The organism is Azospirillum argentinense, assembly GCF_000632475.1.
GTDB lineage: Bacteria > Pseudomonadota > Alphaproteobacteria > Azospirillales > Azospirillaceae > Azospirillum > Azospirillum baldaniorum.
Genome location: NZ_CP007794.1, coordinates 1,703,277 through 1,722,708 on the forward strand (window position 1 = coordinate 1,703,277; position 19,432 = coordinate 1,722,708).

Annotated in this window: 20 protein-coding genes; 9 read left to right on the plus strand and 11 right to left on the minus strand. The window is 69.6% G+C overall.

Annotation, left to right across the window (positions count from 1 at the left end; all coding sequences use genetic code 11):
* Positions 1 to 35 precede the first annotated feature (35 nt).
* From ABAZ39_RS21745 to ABAZ39_RS21760, 4 genes are all read right to left on the minus strand, one after another.
* Positions 36 to 1,664 (minus strand): sensor histidine kinase, encoded by a 1,629-nt coding sequence (locus ABAZ39_RS21745; RefSeq protein ID WP_040134884.1) that lies wholly within the window; start codon positions 1,662 to 1,664, stop codon positions 36 to 38.
* A gap of 147 nt (positions 1,665 to 1,811) precedes the next feature.
* Positions 1,812 to 2,975, minus strand: coding sequence for an aminotransferase (locus tag ABAZ39_RS21750; RefSeq protein WP_040134886.1), 1,164 nt, complete (start codon positions 2,973 to 2,975; stop codon positions 1,812 to 1,814).
* Positions 2,976 to 3,110: 135 nt separating this feature from the next.
* Entirely contained in the window at positions 3,111 to 3,428 is a 318-nt protein-coding gene (locus ABAZ39_RS21755; RefSeq protein WP_051658341.1) for a hypothetical protein, read from the minus strand.
* 106 nt (positions 3,429 to 3,534) lie between these two features.
* Entirely contained in the window at positions 3,535 to 3,993 is a 459-nt protein-coding gene (locus tag ABAZ39_RS21760; RefSeq protein WP_040134888.1) for a hypothetical protein, read from the minus strand.
* Between the two features lie 156 nt (positions 3,994 to 4,149).
* Between ABAZ39_RS21760 and ABAZ39_RS21765 the strand changes: the two genes are divergently transcribed.
* Together ABAZ39_RS21765 and ABAZ39_RS21770 are read left to right on the plus strand one after the other, a co-directional pair.
* The gene (locus ABAZ39_RS21765; RefSeq protein WP_040134889.1) at positions 4,150 to 5,001 is read left to right on the plus strand and encodes a fumarylacetoacetate hydrolase family protein; all 852 of its coding nucleotides are present in this window, start codon (positions 4,150 to 4,152) and stop codon (positions 4,999 to 5,001) included.
* Between the two features lie 32 nt (positions 5,002 to 5,033).
* Complete coding sequence (locus ABAZ39_RS21770) at positions 5,034 to 6,305, plus strand: PH domain-containing protein (protein ID WP_040134890.1); 1,272 nt, start codon at positions 5,034 to 5,036, stop codon at positions 6,303 to 6,305.
* A gap of 166 nt (positions 6,306 to 6,471) precedes the next feature.
* Here the strand turns inward: ABAZ39_RS21770 and ABAZ39_RS21775 are convergent, their stop codons facing one another.
* Genes ABAZ39_RS21775 through ABAZ39_RS21785 form a run of 3 tightly spaced genes read right to left on the minus strand, consistent with a single transcriptional unit; the run spans position 6,472 to position 9,370 of the window.
* Entirely contained in the window at positions 6,472 to 7,485 is a 1,014-nt protein-coding gene (locus tag ABAZ39_RS21775) for a TRAP transporter substrate-binding protein (protein WP_035676433.1), read from the minus strand.
* A 30-nt stretch (positions 7,486 to 7,515) separates the two neighbouring features.
* Positions 7,516 to 8,796 carry a TRAP transporter large permease gene (locus ABAZ39_RS21780; RefSeq protein ID WP_040134893.1) on the minus strand — a complete coding sequence of 427 codons (1,281 nt, stop codon included), beginning with the start codon at positions 8,794 to 8,796 and terminating at the stop codon, positions 7,516 to 7,518.
* A 34-nt stretch (positions 8,797 to 8,830) separates the two neighbouring features.
* Positions 8,831 to 9,370 carry a TRAP transporter small permease gene (locus tag ABAZ39_RS21785; protein WP_040134895.1) on the minus strand — a complete coding sequence of 180 codons (540 nt, stop codon included), beginning with the start codon at positions 9,368 to 9,370 and terminating at the stop codon, positions 8,831 to 8,833.
* Positions 9,371 to 9,828: 458 nt separating this feature from the next.
* Between ABAZ39_RS21785 and hexR the strand changes: the two genes are divergently transcribed.
* Entirely contained in the window at positions 9,829 to 10,713 is an 885-nt protein-coding gene (gene hexR / locus ABAZ39_RS21790; RefSeq protein WP_040134897.1) for a transcriptional regulator HexR, read from the plus strand.
* A 240-nt stretch (positions 10,714 to 10,953) separates the two neighbouring features.
* The gene (dusA, locus tag ABAZ39_RS21795) at positions 10,954 to 11,943 is read left to right on the plus strand and encodes a tRNA dihydrouridine(20/20a) synthase DusA (protein ID WP_040134899.1); all 990 of its coding nucleotides are present in this window, start codon (positions 10,954 to 10,956) and stop codon (positions 11,941 to 11,943) included.
* 12 nt (positions 11,944 to 11,955) lie between these two features.
* On the opposite strand, the gene ABAZ39_RS21800 is transcribed toward dusA, so the two are convergent.
* Together ABAZ39_RS21800 and ABAZ39_RS21805 are read right to left on the minus strand one after the other, a co-directional pair.
* On the minus strand, positions 11,956 to 12,381 hold the full coding sequence (locus tag ABAZ39_RS21800) for a DUF3429 domain-containing protein (RefSeq protein ID WP_051658342.1): 426 nt from the start codon (positions 12,379 to 12,381) through the stop codon (positions 11,956 to 11,958).
* A gap of 4 nt (positions 12,382 to 12,385) precedes the next feature.
* Positions 12,386 to 12,982, minus strand: coding sequence for a glutathione peroxidase (locus ABAZ39_RS21805; protein WP_040134901.1), 597 nt, complete (start codon positions 12,980 to 12,982; stop codon positions 12,386 to 12,388).
* Positions 12,983 to 13,161: 179 nt separating this feature from the next.
* Between ABAZ39_RS21805 and ABAZ39_RS21810 the strand changes: the two genes are divergently transcribed.
* Both ABAZ39_RS21810 and ABAZ39_RS21815 read left to right on the plus strand, forming a co-directional pair.
* Positions 13,162 to 14,313: an MFS transporter gene (locus tag ABAZ39_RS21810; RefSeq protein WP_040134903.1), complete on the plus strand. Its 1,152-nt coding sequence runs from the start codon at positions 13,162 to 13,164 to the stop codon at positions 14,311 to 14,313.
* A 375-nt stretch (positions 14,314 to 14,688) separates the two neighbouring features.
* Positions 14,689 to 14,922, plus strand: coding sequence for a hypothetical protein (locus ABAZ39_RS21815; protein ID WP_014197397.1), 234 nt, complete (start codon positions 14,689 to 14,691; stop codon positions 14,920 to 14,922).
* Between the two features lies 1 nt (position 14,923).
* Here the strand turns inward: ABAZ39_RS21815 and ABAZ39_RS33275 are convergent, their stop codons facing one another.
* A complete protein-coding gene (locus ABAZ39_RS33275; protein ID WP_051658343.1) occupies positions 14,924 to 17,575 on the minus strand; it encodes a DUF3772 domain-containing protein in 2,652 nt (883 codons plus the stop codon).
* Between the two features lie 272 nt (positions 17,576 to 17,847).
* Here ABAZ39_RS33275 and ABAZ39_RS21825 point away from each other — a divergent pair, with 272 nt between their 5' ends.
* A complete protein-coding gene (locus ABAZ39_RS21825; RefSeq protein ID WP_040134906.1) occupies positions 17,848 to 18,030 on the plus strand; it encodes a hypothetical protein in 183 nt (60 codons plus the stop codon).
* Positions 18,031 to 18,465: 435 nt separating this feature from the next.
* Here the strand turns inward: ABAZ39_RS21825 and ABAZ39_RS21830 are convergent, their stop codons facing one another.
* On the minus strand, positions 18,466 to 18,684 hold the full coding sequence (locus tag ABAZ39_RS21830; protein ID WP_247875176.1) for a hypothetical protein: 219 nt from the start codon (positions 18,682 to 18,684) through the stop codon (positions 18,466 to 18,468).
* A gap of 213 nt (positions 18,685 to 18,897) precedes the next feature.
* On the opposite strand from ABAZ39_RS21830, the gene ABAZ39_RS21835 reads away from it, so the two are divergent.
* The gene (locus tag ABAZ39_RS21835) at positions 18,898 to 19,104 is read left to right on the plus strand and encodes a hypothetical protein (protein WP_040134909.1); all 207 of its coding nucleotides are present in this window, start codon (positions 18,898 to 18,900) and stop codon (positions 19,102 to 19,104) included.
* Positions 19,101 to 19,412, plus strand: a complete 312-nt coding sequence (locus tag ABAZ39_RS21840; RefSeq protein WP_040134911.1) for a hypothetical protein — start codon at positions 19,101 to 19,103, stop codon at positions 19,410 to 19,412. Before ABAZ39_RS21835 ends, ABAZ39_RS21840 begins: the two co-directional genes overlap by 4 nt.
* Positions 19,413 to 19,432 lie beyond the last annotated feature (20 nt).

Sequence of the window (19,432 nt, forward strand, 5' to 3'; positions counted from 1 at the left end):
CCGCAAGGTGGATTTGGCCGCGGATGGGGCGCGGATCAGGCGGCGAATTCCAGCGTGAACTGGCTGCCCTCGCCGGGCCGGCTGTCGATGCGCAGGCGCCCGCCATGGGCCTCCATCAGGGATTTGACGATGGACAGGCCCAGCCCGCTGCCCTGCCCCGGCAGCGTCACATGCACCTCGGCCTGCCCAAAGGGCTCCGCGGCCTGATGGAGCTGTTCCGGCGTCATACCGATCCCATTGTCCGTCACCCGGACGCGGCAACCGCCGCCCGGTCCGCCGCCGACCGTCACCAGGATTCGCCCGCCGTCCGGCGTGAAGGTGATGGCGTTGGCCAGCAGGTTCAGGAGCATCTGCTTCAGGGCGCGCTCGTCCGCCGAGACGCTGTGGTGTCCCGGCTCGACGTTCATGTCCAGCCGGATGCGTTTGGCGTCGGCCTGCGGCGCCACCATGCGGAACACCCATTCCACGATCGGCGCGACGTCGAGATCCTCGGGGTGCAGCGGCAATGTCCCCGCCTGGAGCCGCGACAGATCCATGATGTCGTTGATCAGCCCCAGCAGGTGCCGCCCCGATTCGTGGATGTCGCCGGCATAGTCGGCGTAGCGCCCCCCCGCCTGCGGCCCGAGCATCTGGTCGCGGATGACCTCCGAGAAGCCAAGGATGGCGTTCAGCGGCGTGCGCAGCTCGTGGCTGACGCGGGCCAGGAAATTGCGGTTCAGGGCCAGTGCGGCGCGCAGCCGCTCCGCGGTGCGGTGCTGCACCAGAAGGAACAGCGTCACCAGAAGGATGGACGCGGTCAGCATCGTCGCCAGCAGGAACAGCGTGTTGCGCAGGTCCGCCACTCCCTCCTCGATGTCCACCTGAGCGACGCCGACGGTGGCGACCAGCGGATAGTTCTCCACCACGCGATAGGCGAAGGCGCGCAGGACGCCGTCGGTCTGCGACTCCTGCCAATAGACGCCGGCCAGCGAACGGCCCAATTCCCCCCACAGGCGGGACTGGGGGATGGCGAGGCCGACCGCCTCGACGCCGCGCGAGGCACCGCGGGCGCGGATCACCTTGTCCATCCCGATCAGGGTCACCGCCCCCTGCGGCCCCAGGTTGGCCTGCTGGTAGAATTCCCCCAGGATGTCGGGATCGATGTTGGCGATCACCAGACCCGCGAAGCCGCCGTCCCCGTCGGTCAGCCGCCGGCTGAAGCGCAGCAGGGGGCCGCCGCCGGTCGTTCCGGGAAAGGAGGTGCCGATGTGCATCAGGTCGCGGCCGGTGCCCTGGTGGAAGGCGAAGGCCGGCTCGTCCCGCTCGTTCGTCCGCCCGCCCGGCCCTTCGCTGCGCAACAGCACGGCCCCGTCGGCGTCGAGCACGGTGAAGTGATGGATCAGCGTCGGATCGTAGAGCGTCTGGTCGAGGAAGTTGCGGACGCCGGGCAGGCCGTTCTCGCCGAATTCCAGCGCCAGGGAGCGCAGCGTGATGTCCACCTCGTGCACCGCGCGGTGGGTGCTCTTGGCGAAGGCCCGGACCATGATCTCGGCCTTCGCCACGGCCTCCCGCGTCTGGCCGTCCATCAACTCGCGCACCACCTGAGCGTGCGCTCCCCAGACCACCGTGATCGCGACGGCGGCGATGGCGAACACGCACCAGCGGAACGAGATCGGCAGGCGCATCCCGGCTCTTCCACAGGCGGTCCACCGCGGCCGGTCCGGACAATGATCCGTTCCGGCCCGGCATCGACCCTAGAGCACCAGGGGTATCACGCTATGGAAGCGCCGGGCAAGCCCTTCCATCCCGCGTTGATGGAGAGCGCGCCCCGATCATCGCCGCGCGAAATAAGCGGAAAGCCGCTCAACCGCGCCATCGAGGATCTCGTCCTTCTTGGAGAAGCAGAAGCGGATGAAGCTGCGCGGCGCGTCCTCGACGAAGAAGGCGCCGACGGGAATCGCCGTCACCCCGGCCTCGGCGGTCAGACGGCGGCAGAAGTCCTCGTCGTTCCCGTCAAAACCGAAGGGCGACACGTCGGCGACCACGAAATAGGTGCCGGCGGACGGAAGCACCTCGAACCCCACGGCGCGCAGCCCGTCGGCCAGCCGGTCGCGCTTGGCCTGCAACCCCGTGGCCAGCCCGGTGAAGTAGGCGTCGTCCTTGCCCAGCCCATAGGCGACCGCCGCCTGGAGGTTGGGCGGCGTGGTGAAGGTGATGTACTGGTGCGCCTTGACGACGGGTTGGAGCAGGTGCGGCGCGCCGGTGACGTAGCCGACCTTCCAGCCGGTCAGCGAGAAGGTCTTGCCGGCGGAGCCGATCTTCAGGCAGCGGTCGCGCATGCCCGGCAGGGTCATCAGCGGGATGTGCGCAAGCCCGTCGAAGATGATGTGCTCGTACACCTCGTCGCAGACGGCGAAGGCGTCGAAGCGCTGGACGAACTCCGCCAGCAGTTCCAGCTCCGCGCGGGTGAAGACCTTGGCGGCGGGATTCAGCGGGTCGTTGATGAGGACGAGCTTGGTCTTGGGCGAGAAGACCGCTTCCAGGTCGGCGCGCGTGAAGCTCCAGTCCGGGGCTTTCAGGCTGACGAAGCGCGGCACGCCGCCGGCCAGCCGGACGATCGGCAGGTAGCTGTCGTACATGGGCTGGAACAGCACGACCTCGTCGCCCGGATTGATGAGGCCGAGAAGGCTGGCGGTCAGCGCCTCGGTGGCGCCGGAGGTCACCATCACCTCGGTCTTCCAGTCGATGTCCAGCCCGTAGAAGCGCTTGCCGTGCGCGGCCACCGCCTGGCGCAGCTCCGGCGTGCCCATCATCGGCGGATACTGGTTCCAGCCCTCCAGGATGGCCTTGGCCGCCACGTCCAGCACATCGGCGGGGCCGCGCTCGTCGGGAAAGCCCTGGCCGAGATTGATCGCCTTGTGCTCGTCCGACAGGCGGGACATCACCTCGAAGATCGTCGTGCCGTAGCTCGACAGGATTGCGTTGCCGGACTTCACCTTGAGCCTCCTGAACACCGAAGCGGACAGGAATGCCGCAGCCGGGCTGCGCTGTCCAGCGCCCCGTCCGCAGACCGGCCCGGCGGCGGTGGCGGAGGTTTCGCGGCCAAGCAGTGGCGGTCAGGCAAATGACGGTCAGGCGGTAGCGGCGGCCTTGGCTCTGGCGGCGTTGCGGCGGTGGCGCAGCTTGACGCGGATGCGCTCGACGGGGCTGAGCAGCCGGGGATGGCGGCGCTTCAGCCGCACGAACAGGCGGCGCGCGTCCGCGGAGTTGCGCAACAGGATCACCCCCCCGGCAAGCGCCACCGGAAAGCCGAACGGCCCCGGCAACGGCGACATCAGGGCGCCCAGGCCGATCAGGCTCCACCCCGTGCCGATCAGAGCGAGCTGCCGGACACGGGCAAGCGTGGGCCGGGTGAGCAACGACCGGGGGATGGCGGCACGACGATGCATCGGGACTCCTCCTCCTGTGCCAGCAGCCATATGGGGGCGTCCGGACACGGGGAAAGAGGCCGGGGGATGTGACTTTTCGGGGGAGGCGACGGGCAAAAGGGGTGCGTCAATGCAACGGCATGGCGCGGCCGGGCGGTCCCAGGACGAACAGCGCGGCGGTCACCTCGGCCGGGGCCGGCGCCCATTCGAAGTCGCGCATCAGCTCGCTGCGCGCGGCGTCGGCGCGCTCCGCCAGGGCGTTGCAGTCGGTGCACCCCGTCCGCCGGGCCGGCCTGCGGCAGCGCCGGTCGGCGCAGCTTTCCAGCATCAGGCGGATCATCCGCTCCCGCTTGGCGGCGTCGACGAAACCCGACTGGTCGAAATACAGTTTGGTGAAGGCGACCTCGGTCACCGTGGGCGCGTCGCCCTGCTTGCCGACCAGCACCGCCGACACCAGTTCAACGCAGCGACCGGCGTAGTCGGGGATCGGCGCCGTGCCGTCGTCGGCGCGGTCGTACTGGCGGCTCGGCAGCTCGACCAGCCGCCCGGTCGATTCCTTCACGAGGTAACGGCGCCACACCGGCATATCCGCCTCCCGTCTGGTTTCCCCATGGGCTGAAAAAAGGGTACACCAGACCGGACCGCGACGGAACAGCCCCTTTCCGGCTTCGGCCGGGACCGGACAGCACTCACCGGAGGAGAGGCGCGGCTCAACCTTCGGGAACGGGAAGGGTTTAGCCTGATGAAACTTCTGCGATTCGGCCCGCCGGGCCATGAGCGTCCGGGCCTTCTGGACCGCAACGGCGTGATCCGCGACCTGTCGGGCGTGGTGTCGGACATCGGCCCGGCCACGCTGACCGAGGACGGTCTGGCCCATCTGCGCACGCTCGACACCGACCGGCTGGCCCAGGTGCCGGACGGAACCCGGCTCGGCCCCTGCGTTGCCGGGGTGTCCAAGGTGGTCTGCGTCGGGCTGAACTATCGCGCCCACGCCGCCGAATCCGGCCTGCCCGAGCCGGCGGAGCCGGTGCTGTTCATGAAGGCGACCACCTCCATCTGCGGCCCCAACGACCCGGTCCAGATGCCGCGGGGCGCCACCAAGCTCGACTGGGAGGTCGAACTCGGCATCGTCATCGGGCGCACCGCCCGCTACGTCGATCAGGCCGACGCCTTCGACCACATCGCCGGCTATTGCGTCCTCAACGACGTATCGGAGCGCGCCTTCCAGACCGAGAGCACCGGCCAGTGGGTCAAGGGCAAGAGCGCCGACAGCTTCTGCCCGATCGGCCCCTGGATGGTCACCCGCGACGAGGTGCCCGACCCGCAGGCGCTGCGCCTGTGGCTGGAGGTCGACGGCCAGCCGATGCAGGACAGCACGACCGCCGACATGATCTTCGGCGTCGCCGAGATCGTGTCCTACATCAGCCGTTTCATGACTCTTCTGCCGGGCGACGTCATCGCCACCGGCACGCCGCAGGGCGTGGCCCTAGGCCGCGGGCCGAACCACCCCTGGCTCCAGCCCGGCCAGACCATGCGCCTGGGCGTCGAAGGGCTGGGCGAGCAGCGCCAGTCCGTCCGCGCCTTCGAAGGCTGAGCGGCGCCGGGACCGGAATGGGAGTGTCTTCGATGAAGCGAACAAGCCGTCTGGCCGCGTGGCTGCTCGCCGCCGGTGTCGGCACCCTGGCGGCCTCCGGGGTCGCGTCCAGCGCCGCCCGGGCCGAGGATGGCGCCGCGGCGCTGGCCGGAAAGACCTGCGGCACGCTGGCGTCGCGGGTGGCGGAGATTCCCGGCTCCGGCCCGGTGTTCCTGCGCAGCTACGACAGCAGCTTCGGCGTCGGCCAGACGTCGGAGCTGCCGCTGCGCGAGGCCGCCTTCACCTACGACAACGCGCTGGCCGTCATCGCCCTGGTCGCCTGCGGCAAGACGGAGCCGGCGCTGCGCATCGGCGAATCGCTGCTCTCCGCCGCCACGCTGGACCGCGCGCGACGCCAGGGGCGGCTGCGCAATACCTACCGCGCCGGTGCCCAGACCCAGAAGCCGATCCCGCCCAACGGCTGGTGGGACGTCACCGCCAACCGCTGGTTCGAGGACGCCTATCAGGTCGGCTCCGCCACCGGCAACGTCGCCTGGGCGGGACTGGCCCTGATGACTCTGGGCGAGGCGACCGGCGAGGAGCGCTTCCGCAATGGTGCGGCGGAGCTGGCCCGCTGGGTGGTGGCCAACACCGCCGACCCGCGCGGGCCGGGCGGCTTCAACGGCGGCGTCCAGGGCTTCGACGACAAGCCGCAGGCGCTGACCTGGAAGGCGACGGAGCACAACACCGACCTCGTCGCCCTGTTCGGCTGGCTGGAGCGCAGCGGCACGGCCGGCGACTGGGCCGGGCCGGAGAAGGCCGCGCGCGGCTTTCTCGACCGCATGTGGGCGGACGGCGGCGGGCACTTCCCCACCGGCACGGCGCCGGACGGAGTGACGGTCAACCGGGCCACGTCCGGTCTGGACGCCCAGCTCTGGCCGCTGCTGCTGCGCGGCGCGCCGGAGGCGTGGCGGGCGGCGCTGGATTATGCGGAGAAGGCCCACGGAGTCGACGGCGGTTTCGACTTCAACGACGACCGCGACGGGATGTGGGTGGAAGGCACGGCGCAGGCCGCGCTGGTCTACCGCCTGCTGGGCCGGCCCGACGCCGCGCAGCGGCTTCTGGCCGAGGTCGGCAAGGAGGTCAGCCGCGGCGGCCATGTCTGGGCGACGCGCGAGGACAGCATCACCACCGGCCTCGCCATCGGGCCGGACAGCACCACGGACGATTTCCGCTACTACCGCCGCCCCCACTTGGCGGTGACGGCCTGGACGGTCCTGGCCGCGGTGGGCTGGAACCCGTTCACCGGTGAGCGGGTGAAGTGACGAATGGAAAGCCCCTCTCCCGCCTCGGGAGAGGGTGGCGCCGAAGGCGCCGGGTGAGGGTCGTGCAAGGATCAACGCGCTGATCCGTTGCCGCACCCTCACCCTTTCCACGCCTCGCGCGGGCCCCTTCCCTCTCCCGGGGCGGGAGAGGGAGAGGTTCAAAGCCTTACTTGCGGACCTTGTTGATCTCGCCCTGCAGCTCGTTCAGCAGGTCGGCGCCGCCGTCGGCGGCGAACTTGTCCATGGCCGGCTTGACCATCTCACGCATGCGGCCCAGCTCGGCGTCGCTCAGCTCGTTGATCTGCATGCCCTTGTCCTTCAGGTAGGCGATGCTCTGCTTCGACGCCTCGCGGCTGTCCTTGCGCTCGAAATCGCGCGAGGCGACGGCGGCCTCGTTGATGATCTTGCGCTCGTCGTTGGACAGGCCATCGTACCAGCGCTTGGAGGCCAGCACGATCCACGGGCTGTAGACGTGCTTGGAAATGGTCAGGTACTTCTGGACCTCGTAGAACTTCGAGGACTGGATGGTGGTGACCGGGTTCTCCTGGCCGTCCACGGTGCCCGTCTCCATGGCGGTGAACAGCTCGGAGAAGGACAGCGGCACGGCGTTGGCGCCGAAGCCGTTGAACATGTCGATGTAGACCGGGTTCTGCATGACGCGCAGCTTGATGCCCTTCAGGTCCTCGACCTTCTCGACCGGGCGCTTGCTGTTGGTCAGGTTGCGGAAGCCGTTCTCCCAGTAGACGAGGCCGACGAGGCCCTTGTCGTTCAGCTTGGCCGCCAGCTTCTGGCCGAACGGGCCGTCGAACACGGCGTCGGCCTCCTGCTCGTTGTTGAACAGGAAGGGCAGGTCGAAGACCGCGAAGTCCTTGACGATGCCGACCAGCGTGGCGGTCGAGCCGACCATCATCTCCTGCGCGCCGCCGATCAGAGCGTTCTGCATCTGGATGTCGCTGCCCAGGCTGGCGTCGGCGAAGCCCTTGACCTTCAGCTTGCCGCCGGAGCGCTTGGACATCTCTTCGACGAAGAACTTCACGGCGCGGCCCTGGTTGCTGCTCTCCGACAGGCCGTAGCCGAAGCGGATCAGGCGCGGCTTGATGTCCTGGGCGGAGGCGGCGACGGGGGCGAGGATGGCGGCGGCGAGGCCGGTCGCCAGAAGCACGGAACGGAGCAGCTTCATGGGTCGGTTCTTCCCTGTGAGCGTTTGTGATTAATGGCGGAAAAAGGCCAGCGGGGCCGTGACGATCTCCGGAACGGCGATCAGCAGGCACAGCAGAAGCAGGTAGGTCAGCAGGAACGGCCAGATGCCGCGCGTGGCGCTTTCCAGCGAGATGCGGGCGACGCCGCACACCACATTCAGCACCGTGCAGACCGGCGGATGGATCAGGCCCAGCGTGCCGGTCAGGACGAACATCACGCCGAAATAGGTCGGGTCGATGCCCGCCGCCGCCGCCAGCGGGGTCAGCACGGGGCCAAGCACCAGGATCGTCGGCGTCAGGTCCATCACCGTGCCGACGGCGAGCAGCAGCAGCGTGATGGCGACCATCAGCAGCTTCGGCTCGTGCAGCAGCGGGGCCAGCATCTCGTTCATCTGCTGCGGCAGGTCGGCCAGGGTCACCATGTAGGACGACACCAGCGCCGCCGCGCACAGGAACATCACCGTGCTGGTGGTGCGCGCGGCCTGGACCAGCAGCGGCACCAGATCCTTCAGCGTCACCTGCCGGTAGACGAACAGCGCCACGACCAGCGAGTAGACGGCGGCGACCACCGCGGCCTCGGTCGGGGTGAAGATGCCGCCGCGCAGGCCGCCGATGATGATGACCGGCAGGGCCAGCGCCCAGACGCCCTCGACCAGCGCGGTGCGGCGCTCGCTCCAGCTCGCCTTGGGCTGCAGCTTCACGGTCATGCCGCGCACCACGAACATCCAGGTGATGACCAGACCGGCGCCCATCAGCAGGCCGGGCACAATGCCGGCCATGAACAGGCCGCTGATCGAGGTGTTGGTGGTCACGCCGAAGATGATGAAGGGCATGCTGGGCGGGATGATCGGGGCGATGATGCCGCCCGACGCGATCAGGCCGGCGGAGCGCGGCACCGGGTAGCCGTTGTCGCGCATCATCGGGATCAGCAGCGTGGCGAGCGCCGCGGTGTCGGCGATGGCCGAGCCGGACAGGCTGGCCAGCATCACCGACGCGCCGATGGTCACGTAGCCCAGACCGCCGCGGATGTGCCCGACGAGGCTGACCGCGAGGTTGATGATCCGCTGCGAGATGCCGCCGGCGTTCATCAGCTCGCCAGCCAGGATGAAGAAGGGCACCGCCATCAGCGGGTAGTTGTCGGCGCCGCTCAGCATGTTCTGGGCGACGAGCTGGGCGTCGAAGAAGTCGAGATGCACCATCAGCGCCACGCCCGTCAGCATCAGGGCGAAGGCGATGGGCATGCCGAGCAGCATCAGGCCGAACAGCGAGGAGAGGAAGACCGCAAGGGCCATGGAACGGGCTCCGCTTTCAGAAGGCCGGACGGAATCAATGCTCGGCGATGGCGCCGCCCTGCGGGGCGGTGACGCCGTGGGGGTCGCCGTTGCCGGGGATGTGCGCCGTCGCGTCGCCCGACAGGATTTTCCAGAGGTTGGCAAGGATCGTCAGCGCCATGGCGATCGCCGGGAAGAAGCCCGCGGCGGCGTAGAAGGCCATGGGGAAGCTGAGCACCGTGGAGCGCGTCTCCATCCCGATCAGAAGCTGGAACCAGCTCCCCTGGATGAACAGCCACAGCGCGTAGATCATCAGCAGATGGCTGATGATGGCGCAGGCCCGGCGGACGCGGGCCGGCAGGCGGGCCTGGACGATGTCCAGCCCGAGATGCTGGTGGCGGCGCAGCGCCAGCGTCGCGCCCAGAAAGACCAGCCAGACGAACATCAGGCGGGCCAGCTCCTCGGCGGCGACGATGCCGCTGTTGAAGCCGTACCGCAGAACCACGTTGCCGAAGACCAGCGCCACCATCACGGCGAGCATCAGCGCCATGATCCATTCGGTGACCATCTCCAGCGCTTCCACCACGCGCTTCATGCACACTCCTCGGCCTGCCTCGCGGCGGGGCTCACCTGATCGGAAGGGGCGGCGGCAGGGGACGGCGCGGGAAAGCACGCAGGGCGCGACGCACCGGCAGCGGGGCCGGGCGGCGGGTCGGGGTTCCTCCCACTTGGCCTCTTGCCGGGGTCTCTTGCCGGGACCTTGAATTTTCTGTGTCGGAAAATAGAGGAGTCCCGCAACCGAGTGAAGAAGATTTTCTTCATATCGGCGCTGAAACCGTCCAACCATCGGCATAGTGACGAAAATTATCTTCACAAGCCACGCCGCGCCGCATAGCTTGGGGCCCATGGAAGGCGGTGCGACGACCTAGCCGCGCGGGCCAGGGCACGCTATGCCGCTCGCGGCGGCGGTGGTACGGTCCCGCCGCCCAACGACGCCCGGAGCCAAGAACGCCGGGGCCCAAGAACGCTTTCAGGGATGGACGGTCCGTTTCGATGCTCCAGCCGGTGAACATCCTCGATCACATCCGCGGCCGCCTGCCGGAGTTGAAGCGTTCCGAGGCTCAGGTCGCCGACATGGTGCTGGCCGAGCCGCAGAAGGTTCTGGGGCAGAGCATCACCGTGCTGGCCCAGGCCGCCGGGGTCAGCGAGGCGACCGTCGTCCGCTTCTGCCGCAGCATCGGCTGCGCCGGCTTCCCCGATTTCAAGCTACGACTCGCCGAGGGACAGGCCCGCGGCACCCCCTTCGTCAGCCAGGACGTAGCGCCCGACGACGAGACTCCGACCGTCGCGCGAAAAATTTTTTCATCCGCCGCCGCCGCGCTGAACGACGCGGCCGGCGCGCTCGACATGGCGGCGGTCTCCCGCGCCGTGGAGCTGCTGGCCGACGCCTCCAGCATCCTGTGCATCGGCACCGGCGCCTCGGCGGTGGTGGCGGAGGACGCGGCGCACAAGTTCATGCGCTTCGGCATGGCGGCGCAGGCCAGCGCCGACCCGATGATGGTCCGCATGCTGGCGGTCAATCTGGGGGCGCGCGGGGTGCTGCTGGCGATCTCCAACACCGGGCGCACGATCATGGTGACCGAGTTGGCGCAGATGGCCCGCGACCTGGGCATTCCGGTCATTGCGATCACCGCGCCGGGCTCGCCGCTGGCGGCGGTATCGTCGGTCGCCATCGGCCACACCCCGGTCGAGGACGCGGAGATCTACACGCCGATGGCCTCCCGCCTCGTCCATCTGGCGATCATCGACGTGCTGTCCACCGGAGTGGCGCTGAAGCTCGGCGCCGAGGCGCGGCACCATTTGGCGAAGGTCAAGGCCGTGCTGTCCGGCACCCGCTCCTCCCACGGCAAGCCCGCCCGCGGGCGCCAGCGGGCGTAACTTGTTCCCTCTCCCGCCCCGGGAGAGGGGGCCTGCAAAGCAGGCGGGTGAGGGTCACCCAAGGATCACGGCGCTGATTCTTGGCAACACCCTCACCCTCCCACGCTGGCGCGTGGGCCCCTCCCTCTCCCGGGGCGGGAGAGGGCTATGAACGGCGCCACCCTCCTCCCCCCTTGCCATCCGGCCCGGCTTGGTCCAATTGGTGCGCCGCCGTTCCCGATTCACAGACAGTTTCTGCCCATGCCCGCCATTGCCCTCAGCGTCGCGCCGATGATGGACTGGACGGACCGCCATTGCCGGACCTTCCATCGCCTGCTGTCGAAGAACACGCTGCTCTACACCGAGATGGTCACCACCGGCGCCGTGCTGCACGGCGACCGCGAGCGCCTGCTTGGCTACGACGCGGCGGAGCATCCGGTGGCGCTCCAGCTCGGCGGGTCGGACCCGGCGGAGCTGGCCGCCTGCGCCCGCATCGCCGAGGAGTGGGGCTATGACGAGGTCAACCTGAACGTCGGCTGCCCGAGCGACCGCGTGCAGTCGGGCCGCTTCGGCGCCTGCCTGATGGCCGAGCCCGACCTCGTCGCCCGCTTGGTCGGCGCCATGCGCGAGGCGGTGTCGATCCCCGTCACCGTGAAGTCGCGGATCGCCATCGACGAGATGGAGGAATGGCCGACGCTGGACCATTTCGTGCGCACCGTGTCCGCCGCCGGCTGCACCCACTTCATCGTGCACGCCCGCAAGGCGTGGCTGAAGGGCCTCAGCCCCAAGGAGAACCGGGACATCCCGCCGCTGCGCTACGACCTCGTGCACCGGCTGAAGCAGGAAAACCCGCAGCTCACCATCGCCATCAACGGCGGCATCCGCACCCTGGACGAAGCGGAAGGGCATCTCGCCACGCTGGACAGCGTGATGATCGGGCGCGCCGCCTACGAGACGCCCTACATCCTGGCCGACGCCGACCGCCGTCTGTTCGGCGGGGAGCCCGGCCCCGACCGCTGCGCGGTGGTCGAGGCAATGGCGGCCTACGCCGAGGAGCGGATGCACCAGGGCGCGCCGCTGTCGGCGATCACCCGGCACATGCTGGGGCTGTTCCAGGGCCTGCCCGGCGCCCGCGCGTGGCGGCGCCACATCAGCGAGAACGCCCATCTGCCCGGCGCCGGGCCGGAGGTGCTGCTGAAGGCCGCGGCGCTGGTGCCGCACCGCGAAGCGGTCACGCAGCCAGCGGGATGAGCGCGGCGAGCGTCAGGCAGACGACGATGTCAGGCGCGTCCGCAGCGTGCCGAACCAGCGGGGATAGCGTCCGTCCGCCGCCGCGCTGCGGTCCACCGCCCAGGCGAGGAGGAAGGACAGGATCAGCGCCGGCACCGTCAGGCCGGACGGCAGCAGGGTGGCGCCCCACCCCAGCAGCGACGGCGCGACTCCCCAGGCCAGCCACGCCGGCCCGCTCGTCTCGCCGTCCCGCCCAGAAAGGACGCGGCCCCAGTGGATGGCGCCGATGAAGGACAGGATCGACACCGCGTAGACGACCACCGCCCGAACCACGGCGGCCTGCCCGTCGCCCTCCGCCATCCAGGCCAGCGCGGTGCCGCCGACGAAGGGCACCAACCCACCGTAGGACAGCAGCCGGACGACCGAGGCCCGGCGGTCCTCAAAGGGCAGCGCGTCCATGCGCTTACGGCTTCGGAGAGGATTGGGCCAGCGCCTTGTCCACGGCCGCGGTCAACGTGGCGGACTCCGGCGTGACCGAGCTGCCGAACCATTCCAGCAGGCGTCCGTCGCGGCCGATCAGGATCTTGTGAAAGTTCCAGCGCGGCACGCCCTGCGGCCCGGTGACCGCCGCCGCCCAGCGGTAGAGCGGGTGGGCCTGCGGTCCGGTGACGGACTGCTTCTCCATCAGGGGGAAATCGACGCCGTAGTTGAGTTCGCAGAAGGAGGCGACCTGGGCGTTGCTGCCGGGCTCCTGCCCGCCGAAATCGTTGCTCGGCACCCCCAGCACGACCAGCCCGCGGTCCCGCCGTCCGGCCCAGAGCTTCTGCAGCCCCTCGTACTGGCCGGTGTAGCCGCATTGCGACGCCGTGTTGACCACCAACACCGCCTTGCCCCGGAAGGCATCGGACGCGAGCGTGCCGCCGTCGATGGCGGGCAGGTGCAGCGCCGCCCAGTCGAGCGCGTCGGCTGCCGCCGCGGTGCCGGGGGCGGCCGCGAACAGCATCAGGACGGCGGACAGCGTCACGGCGGCGGATTGGGCGGCATCGCGGATCGTCGGCATGGCGGTCTCCCGGTCGGCGGCTCTGGTCGGTACGGCCTTGTCCTATACGGAGGCCGAGGCGTGTCGGATCATGCACGCGCATGGGTGCCATGGCCATCTTGCCATGCGCCGGACGGACGCGTCTGCTTTAGGGTTGTGCCCCCGCCCGCCCCAGACCATAGACCGGCCGACGTCCCCCCATGCGCCTTCTCATTCTGATGCTCGGCCTCGCCGGTTTCGCGAGCGCCTTTTCGCTGCGGACCACCGACCCGATGCTGACCGTCATCGCGTCTGACCTCGGCATCGGCGTGGCCGAGGCGGCCCTGCTCTCCTCCGCCTACACCCTGCCCTACGCGGCGATGCAGCTGATCCTGGGACCGGTGGGCGACGCCATCGGCAAGACCCGGCTGATCCGCCTGTCGCTGGTCGTCCTGACCATCGGCGTGGCGCTGTCGGCGCTGGCGCCCGGCTACTACACCGTTCTGGCCTCGCGAATGCTGGCCGGCGCCTTCGCCGGAGGGATCATTCCGGCCTCCATGGCGCTGATCGGCGACCGGGTGGTCTACACGGAGCGGCAGTTCGCCATCAGCCGGTTCCTGCTGGCGGTGATCCTCGGCCAGATGTCCGGCTCCGCGGTGGCCGGCGCCCTGTCGGAGGTGGCGGGCTGGCGCACCGTCTTCGCCCTGGCGGCGGTGGTGACCGGCCTGATCGCGCTGACCGCCTTCCTGGTCCTGCGGGGCGAGCGGGAGGAACGGCATCCCCTGTCCGTGGCCGACGCGCGGGCGCGCTACGCCTCCGTCCTGGCGAATCCGGTGTCGGTGTGGGTCTTCGCGACGGTGGCGGCGGAAGGGCTGCTGATCTTCGGTGTCTTCCCCTTCGTCGCCCCCATGCTGTCCCGCCATGGGGCGGAGGGCGCGTTCGAGGCCGGGGTGACGCTCGCCGCCTTCGCCATCGGTGGAGTCGTCTACAGTTTCATCGTGCGGCGCCTGCTCGGCACGCTCGGCCAATGGGGGATGATGGGGGCCGGCGGTCTGGTGGCCGGTGGCGCCTATCTGGCGATGCTTGCCCCGGTGCCCTGGCCGGTGGTGTCCCTGCTGTTCCTGGTCGCCGGATTCGGCTTCTATATGCTGCACAACACCATGCAGACCCAGGCGACCGAACTGTCGGCGACGGCGCGCGGGTCGGCGCTCGCCCTCTTCGCCTCCTCCTTCTTCCTGGGGCAGGGGATCGGACCGGTGGTCTACGGGGCGGTCGCCGACCGGGTCGGCCTGCCCGCCCTGTTCCTGTTCGGCGGCGTGCTGACCATGCTGCTGGGCGTCGCGGCGGTGCGGCTGATCCGCCGTCCAGCTTGATGGATGGGCGTGACGGGCGAGCGTGACGGCTCGGCCCGACTGATATTTCAATATTTCGGATATCCCCAGATTCTGTGGATAACTCTGTTGGCGAATCGAGGGGTAACCGAAGGGACAGGCGGCCCCTCAAGGGGTCCGGCAGAAATGCCTTATTTTTGGGCACATTAGAAAACCGCGCCGATCAAGGATTTCTCCCGCGCCGGCCTTGCTTTCGCCCCCGGACCGGCGGCTGCCCCGCCCCGCAACGGGAGTCAAGCGAAGGATGCGCACCCCTGTGAACAACTTTCCTTGACAGGGCCTGCGGGCCACGGCAAAGGGCTGCTCCCGGCGCCGAGACGACTTGCGCGCCACCGGCCCGCGGGGCACTCTGCCGCCATGTTCACCGTCAGCGAAAGCGAAGCCGAAACGATCCGCCGGGCCTTCCACGACCGCGGCGAATGGTCCGCCGTGGTGGAGTTGCGCCGGCTGTTCCCGGTCTTCGCCAACAACCCGGAGGCGCTGCGCTGCGTGCGCGCCATCGCCGGCTGGCAACCCCTCCCCGCCCCCGCCGCGGCCCCGCCCAAGGTGACCCAGTTGCGACGCCGCAAGCCGGCGGAGCCGCAACCCTAAATCAGGTGGCGGTGCGCGGCTCGCGGTCGGTCAAGGTGTCGGCCAGCGGCACGACCTTGCCGCCATCGGCGACCACCTGAAGCTCCGGCACCCCGGACTGGGCGCGGCGCTCGGCCAGGAGAACCTCCAGCATCGCCTCGACCTTCGGCATGTGTACGGTCTGCTGGTCGAAGGGCATCTGGATGCCCTGTTCGCGGAACTGCTCCAGGATGCGCATGCGCAGCTCGTTGCGCACCGGGATGATGTGCTCGGTGTTGGCGACGAAGCAGCGCAGCTCGAACTCCGGCCCGCTCGGCCCGAAGTCGCGGAACATCACCACCGGCTCCGGGTTGCGCAGCACCTGGGCGTGGCCGTAGCCGATCCGCAGCAGCATCGCGTAGACCTGCCGGGCGTCGGTGTCGTAGGTGATGCGAACCTTGATCTCGATGCGGGTGGTCTTGTCCTTCAGCGTCCAGTTGACCACCGACTTGGAGATGAATTCCGAGTTCGGGATGATGACGGAGGCGCGCTGGAAGGTCTGGATCTCCGTCGCGCGGACGCTGATGCGGCGCACGGTGCCCTCCAGCCCGTTGACCACCACCCAGTCGCCCACCTTCACCGGCCGCTCCACCAGCATGATCAGGCCGGAGATGAAGTTGCTGACGACGTTCTGCAGGCCGAAACCGATACCGACCGACAGGGCCGACGCGATCATGGCGAGGCTGGACAGGTCGAGCCCCAGCGTGCCGACCGACATCAGCACCGCCATGGTGGTGCCGAGATAGCCGACGCCCATGCGGATGGAGTTGCGCACGCCGTCGTCCATGTTGACGCGGCCGAGGATGCGCTCGTCGAGCTGGCGCTGGATGAAGCGGGTCACCGCGACGACGACGCCCAGCACCATCAGCGCCGACATGATGTCGCCCGGCGCGATGCGCACGCCGCCCACCGTGACGCCGCTGAGGAAGCCGTCGGCCAGCCCCTTCATCTCCGACAGGGTCATGCCGGTCAGCGGCAGCAGGAAGAAAGCCGCCACGGTCAGCAGCAGCCCGTCGATCACCGTCCGTCCGGCCTGCCCCAGCATCCGCCGGCCGCGGTCGGTGGCGATCACGATGTCGCGCACCTCCGCCACCTGCCCGCTGCCGCGCTCCAGCAGGACGCACAGCAGCTCGCGCAGGACGCCGCGCGCCACCAGCAGGACGCCGCCGATGACGAGGGTGGTCAGCATCAGCTTCGAGGCGTAGATCGCACCGACCAGATAGCCGGCGCCCGAGGCGACCAGCGAGGCGAGCGCCACCGCGCCGATCAGCAGTCGCAGACGCAGCCCAACGACCCGTGGGCGGGCGGGCGGCACGTCCTCCGCCTCGGCCTCGGCGGCGGCAGGGGTCGCGGCCGGCGGCGGCAGGGTGACGTCCACTGCGGCCCCGGGCGTCGGCTCCGGACAGCCGCAATCGTCGGTCGCCTCGGCCTCCGGCGGCGGGGCGGCGAGCCAGAGATGATCGGGGTAGAGGAACAGCAGCGACACGGCGATCAGCGCCATGGTGCCGAAGCCGGTGATCGACCGCAGCTCCGGCGGGGTGAACATCCCCTCCGACAAAGCGATGCCGGTGCCGGCCAGCGCCAGCCCGATCATGACGAGCGGGACGCGGCGGACCAGACGCCGCGCGCTGTCCGGGTCGAGGTTGGCGAGCTGCCAGGACGGATGGTCGGGCGCCAGGGTGGCGCGGGCGACGCCGGTCACCAGGAAATAGGCGGTCAGGCCGCCCGACACCCCGACCACCAGAGCGGTCAGCGGACCGGCGTCGGCTGCGTCGCGCAGCAGCCCGACCAGGGCGCCGCTCAGCACCAGAGTCGGCACCAGCGGAACCAGACAGCGGGCCAGCGCCTCCACCGCCATCGCCACCACCCGCTGGCGGTAGCTGGGCCGCTCCTCCAGATCGCGGTGGCCGTAGCGGCGCAGCAGCACCCGGCGCACCGGCCAAGCGACCAGGAACAGGATGGCGGCCAGCGCGCCCAGGCCGTACAGACGGCCGCGCCATTCGTCGTCGCCCATCACGATGCCGAAGGCCCGCCCGATGCGCTCCTGCACATAGGCCGTCTGCTCGGGCAGGGCGGCCCAGGTGGCGGGCAGCAGCGGCACCGGGCCGCGCCGGACGATCTGCTCGGTGAGCTGGGTCATGCGCTGGTCGGCGGCGGTGCGCAGCAGGATGTCGGCGCGGGTGACGATCAGGTCGGTCTGCTTGGTCCGCCCCTCCGCCTCGCCGATGGTCTGGGTCAGGCGCTTGCGCTCCGCGGCGATTCCCGCCTCCTCCGGCGGAGCGCCCTGGGCCGGCGGCGGACCCAGCGCGTCGAGCATGCGCTGGGCGGTGTCGCGGGCCGCCGCCGCCGCCGCGCCGGCCTCCCGAACCTCGTGCTGGATCTTCGCCAGATCGGCGCGCAGGGTCTCGTACTCGGTGTTCGCCAGATCACCCCCGGCGATGCGGTTGGCCGCCCGCTCCAAGGCGTTCTGCCATTGCGGCAGCTTGGTCTTGAAGTCCGCCGCGGCCTCCGCCGCCGGAGCGGCGGACTGGGCCAGGGCCGATGGAGCGACGGCGCCCACCGCGAGCGTTCCACACAGCATCAGGGCTGCCAGAAGCCGGCCGATCCGGCGGCGGAAAGCGGAAGGAGTCTGCATCACCGTTCGAAATCTCGTGTTGGCGAAAGGCTGCGGCCCCGGCGACCCGGGAAAAGGGATACCTATACTCTTCGGTGTCGCGGCAAAAGTATGGCACAGCGTGTCACCAGGATGTGACAGAGCGGTGCGGCGCTGGGGGGTCCGAGCCCGGCAGCCGGAGCCCCGGTCCGGGGTTTACCGTTTCGTGTGCCTGCCTTCGGATTGGGCATGGCGTGGTTGCGTGTCTTGATGATACAGGTTGCGCATCGTCGCTTCACACGCACGTCATCATCATGGCCGGTTTGACCGACATCGACCGCACCTTGCTCCGCACCGCGCTGAAGGCCGCCAAGCGCAACGACGTCCCCTCCGTCGGGATGCCAACCGAGACGCTGGAACGGCTTTTGGAGTATCTCGCGGCTCTGGAAGACGCGCAGCCCGGCGCGCAGAACGAGGGCAACACGGGGTTGGACTGACCCCCGCAACCATGGCTCGGACGGCCATGGCGGGACCATCGAATTCAGCGATGCATACTATCGTATGCTACCAGATCGTGCCGGACCGGCGCGCCAGGCGAACGCTGCGTTGTGACATTGAATTCGAGTCGCAACCGAAGCTCGACGAACCCTGTCGAAAGAGGTAAGACTTTGGGACCGACACCCTGAGGCGGACGAACCCCTTGTGCCAGTTTGCCACACCGGAATGCGGTCATGCCTGTCGCGCGATCAGGCTCGTCCGCGAACACAGCCGCGGCCCCGTGGGGTTGGACGCGCGCGCCTACCTGATCCGGGTCGAGCGCCGGCTCATGCAGTTCCATTGCGGCGCTCCGCTGGGCATTCCAACGGACGCGCAGCCCTCCCGCGAGGCCGCCGAGTAACCGCCCGACCGATGCCGGGCCGTCGTACGGACGGTCAGTCCCGTCCGCCGGGGGCGTCCGATCGGCCACGATCCGGCTCGCCGCCGCGATCCCCGTCCCGGCCATCATCCCGGCCATCATCCCGGTTGCGCCCCCCGTCCGACGACGCCTCGTCGCGTTCCCGCTGGCGCTGCCATTGATCGAACTTCTCGGGATCGGTCACCAGATCGATGACGGACGGCTTCGGGTTGCCGTTGTCCTGCTGTGCGGGCATGAACACCTCCATCGTTGCACCACACCTGTCCTTTTGCATCATCAACAACGCAAAGGGCCCGGCGCACCAAGCCCCGCAAGGGGAGAACCCCGCAAGCACAGCCCTGCTCCTTTGGCGTCCGGTTTTTGACACAGCACACCCCCGGCCGAATCCTTAGCCTGCGACGACGATCAAGACACAGTCGGGGGCGGGATGCTGCGGTTGGGAACACGGGTGAGGTTTGCGGGCCAGGAGGCCCTCGTCGTCGCACGAACCCTTGCCGGTGAGCCGACCTACGACATCCGTCTGGCCGACGGCCGTCTCATCAAATACGCCGCCGAAAGCGACCTGGAACCGATCGAGGGGCACGGGTCCGAACCCCCGCCCGCCCCGGCGCGGCCATCGGGTCCCGGCGGCTCCAATACGGGGGGCATGCAGTGACCCGCGACGACTTCCCCTATTCGCTCCAGCCCTACGCGATGCCCGACGACGGCGGCGACGGGACGCAGGACAGCGACGGCTGGACTCTGGTGCTGTTCCGCGCCGCCGACGAGGCGGAGCGGCTGTGGTTCCGCGATCACGGCTTCGCCATGGAGGGCCGCCGCTGGGTCCGCCACGCCCCCGCTCCGGACAGCCTCGCGACGGAGCCGGACACCGGCGACGCGCCCGAGGAGGAGGATCCCGGCGACCGTCAATCCGACGAACGGGCGCCGACCGGTGGCGGACCCGCGCCGGACGTCGCCGCCTGACCTTCCGTTCCGGCGTCCGC

Bases quoted from the DNA above. Each gene is read 5' to 3' on its own strand.
- ABAZ39_RS21745 (WP_040134884.1), bottom strand. From the start codon at position 1,664: ATGCGCCTGCCGATCTCGTTCCGCTGGTGCGTGTTCGCCATCGCCGCC.
- hexR (WP_040134897.1), top strand. From the start codon at position 9,829: ATGCTCCAGCCGGTGAACATCCTCGATCACATCCGCGGCCGCCTGCCG.
- ABAZ39_RS21800 (WP_051658342.1), bottom strand. From the start codon at position 12,381: ATGGACGCGCTGCCCTTTGAGGACCGCCGGGCCTCGGTCGTCCGGCTG.
- ABAZ39_RS21780 (WP_040134893.1), bottom strand. From the start codon at position 8,796: ATGGCCCTTGCGGTCTTCCTCTCCTCGCTGTTCGGCCTGATGCTGCTC.
- ABAZ39_RS21825 (WP_040134906.1), top strand. From the start codon at position 17,848: ATGGCCGGTTTGACCGACATCGACCGCACCTTGCTCCGCACCGCGCTG.
- ABAZ39_RS21765 (WP_040134889.1), top strand. From the start codon at position 4,150: ATGAAACTTCTGCGATTCGGCCCGCCGGGCCATGAGCGTCCGGGCCTT.
- ABAZ39_RS21805 (WP_040134901.1), bottom strand. From the start codon at position 12,982: ATGCCGACGATCCGCGATGCCGCCCAATCCGCCGCCGTGACGCTGTCC.
- ABAZ39_RS21760 (WP_040134888.1), bottom strand. From the start codon at position 3,993: ATGCCGGTGTGGCGCCGTTACCTCGTGAAGGAATCGACCGGGCGGCTG.
- ABAZ39_RS21775 (WP_035676433.1), bottom strand. From the start codon at position 7,485: ATGAAGCTGCTCCGTTCCGTGCTTCTGGCGACCGGCCTCGCCGCCGCC.
- ABAZ39_RS33275 (WP_051658343.1), bottom strand. From the start codon at position 17,575: ATGCAGACTCCTTCCGCTTTCCGCCGCCGGATCGGCCGGCTTCTGGCA.
- ABAZ39_RS21815 (WP_014197397.1), top strand. From the start codon at position 14,689: ATGTTCACCGTCAGCGAAAGCGAAGCCGAAACGATCCGCCGGGCCTTC.
- ABAZ39_RS21785 (WP_040134895.1), bottom strand. From the start codon at position 9,370: ATGAAGCGCGTGGTGGAAGCGCTGGAGATGGTCACCGAATGGATCATG.
- ABAZ39_RS21755 (WP_051658341.1), bottom strand. From the start codon at position 3,428: ATGCATCGTCGTGCCGCCATCCCCCGGTCGTTGCTCACCCGGCCCACG.
- dusA (WP_040134899.1), top strand. From the start codon at position 10,954: ATGCCCGCCATTGCCCTCAGCGTCGCGCCGATGATGGACTGGACGGAC.
- ABAZ39_RS21810 (WP_040134903.1), top strand. From the start codon at position 13,162: ATGCGCCTTCTCATTCTGATGCTCGGCCTCGCCGGTTTCGCGAGCGCC.
- ABAZ39_RS21770 (WP_040134890.1), top strand. From the start codon at position 5,034: ATGAAGCGAACAAGCCGTCTGGCCGCGTGGCTGCTCGCCGCCGGTGTC.
- ABAZ39_RS21830 (WP_247875176.1), bottom strand. From the start codon at position 18,684: ATGCCCGCACAGCAGGACAACGGCAACCCGAAGCCGTCCGTCATCGAT.